General features: G+C 58.5%; 2 protein-coding genes and 1 pseudogene. 2 read left to right on the forward strand and 1 reads right to left on the reverse strand.

Annotation, left to right across the window (positions count from 1 at the left end; genetic code table 11):
- Both ACR0JB_RS21780 and ACR0JB_RS21785 read left to right on the forward strand, forming a co-directional pair.
- Positions 1 to 195: pseudogene (locus tag ACR0JB_RS21780) on the forward strand (polysaccharide biosynthesis/export family protein); the annotation flags it as partial.
- Positions 196 to 356: 161 nt separating this feature from the next.
- On the forward strand, positions 357 to 1,523 hold the full coding sequence (locus ACR0JB_RS21785) for a nucleotide sugar dehydrogenase (protein WP_170413161.1): 1,167 nt from the start codon (positions 357 to 359) through the stop codon (positions 1,521 to 1,523).
- A gap of 85 nt (positions 1,524 to 1,608) precedes the next feature.
- Here ACR0JB_RS21785 and ACR0JB_RS21790 read toward each other — a convergent pair whose 3' ends face one another.
- Positions 1,609 to 1,878, reverse strand: a complete 270-nt coding sequence (locus ACR0JB_RS21790) for a spike base protein, RCAP_Rcc01079 family (protein WP_226689899.1) — start codon at positions 1,876 to 1,878, stop codon at positions 1,609 to 1,611.
- Between the last annotated feature and the right edge of the window lie 86 nt (positions 1,879 to 1,964).

Here is a 1,964-nt window from a genome sequence, read left to right on the forward strand (position 1 = left end):
CGCGAGTTCGGCGCCGTCACCGCCTGGCACCTTGATATCCGCAACGCCGCACAGCTGACCCTGGCCGCGCAATTCCAGCTGCGCTCAAACGACATCATTTTCATCGCGGAAAACCCTGTCACAAAATGGGGCCGCACCATCAGCCAGATCACCCCATCCCTTGTCACGACGCCAATCAATGCCGCGGTAAATTAAGTCACCCACCCGGGCATCGCCATCGCGCCCAATCAGCACAAGCGCGCTGGCCGCCCGGGTCGGTTCATTGCCTTCACGTCTTTCAAAAGCTTATCACACACCAAAAACACGATTATGATCGCACCGGGCGTGCCGACCCTGGGTACACAAGGAACCAAGATATGAAGATCGCGATTGCCGGGATTGGCTATGTTGGCTTGTCCAACGCCGTGCTGCTGGCGCAAAACCACGACGTTGTTGCCCTGGATGTGTCCGCCGCGCGCGTGGACATGCTCAACCAGCGCGAAAGCCCGATCCAGGATGCCGATATCACCGACTTCCTGACCAACCGAACGCTGAACCTGACCGCCACCACCGATCCCGAAGCCGCGTTTGGCGGGGCAGATTTTGTCGTTGTGGCCACCCCGACCAATTATGATCCGCGCAGCAACTATTTCGACACCAGCTCGGTCGATACGGTGATCGACCAGGTCACCAGAGTGAACCCCGATGCCGTCATCGTGATCAAATCCACCATCCCCGTGGGCTTTGTCACCGATGCCCGCGCGCGGTTTGGCACCGACAATGTGATCTTCTCGCCAGAGTTTCTGCGCGAGGGGCAGGCGCTGCACGACAACCTGCATCCCAGCCGGATCATCGTCGGCGAACGCTCGGACCGGGCCAAGACCTTTGCCGAGCTGCTGCTGGAAGGAGCAGTCTCAAAAGATGCGCCGGTGTTGTTCACCGACCCCGACGAGGCCGAGGCGATCAAGCTGTTCGCCAATACCTACCTTGCCATGCGCGTGGCCTTTTTCAACGAGCTCGACAGCTATTCCCTGGCCGGCGGCATGGACCCGCGCCAGATCATCGAAGGCGTCAGCCTCGACCCGCGCATCGGCGCGCATTACAATAACCCCTCGTTCGGATATGGCGGCTATTGCCTGCCCAAAGATACCAAACAGCTGTTGGCCAATTACAACCATGTGCCGCAGAACCTGATCCGCGCCATCGTCGATGCCAACCGCACCCGCAAGGATTTCCTCAGCGATCAGATTCTGATGAAAGGGCCCAAAACCGTCGGCATCTACCGGCTGGTGATGAAAGAAGGCAGCGACAATTTCCGCCAAAGCTCGGTTCAGGGCATCATGAAGCGGATCAAGGCCAAGGGCATCCAGGTCATCGTCTATGAACCGGTTTTGAGCGAGGATCATTTCTTCCACTCACCGGTGATCCGCGATCTTGACGCCTTCAAGCAGCAGGCCGACCTGATCCTCGCCAACCGCATCTCGGACGAGATCCGCGATGTCAGCGACAAGGTCTTCACACGCGATCTGTTTGGCGCGGACTGATCCCGACAGAGGGGTTTTGAGAATACAAAAAACCCGCCGCCGGAAGTCCGGTGGCAGGGCTGTGCGCCGTGAACGGCGGATACTTTTACGTCAGCACAAGCGCATGAATGCCCGACGCCGTCGTGCCGGTCGCATGCACACGCGTAACCCCCACCGGCAGGATCGAAAAATCCGTCACCTGAACGGTGCGCGTCTCCCCTCGCACCGTGGTCATCACCACGGCCCCGCCCGCCTCAACATAAAGACCAATCGCCACATCCGACAAATCCGCTACATCCGACGGCGCAACAGGCAAAACATCACGCGCAGGCCCCGAAAGGCTGGAAACGCGATTGATAAAAGGGTTCATGCTCATCAGCCCAACCTCACTCAGTCATCTCAATCAGAAACACCATAAACAAAACACAACTAACACAACCAAAACACACCGAACGGAACGGC

Source organism: Ruegeria sp. BI7 (genome assembly GCF_056537925.1).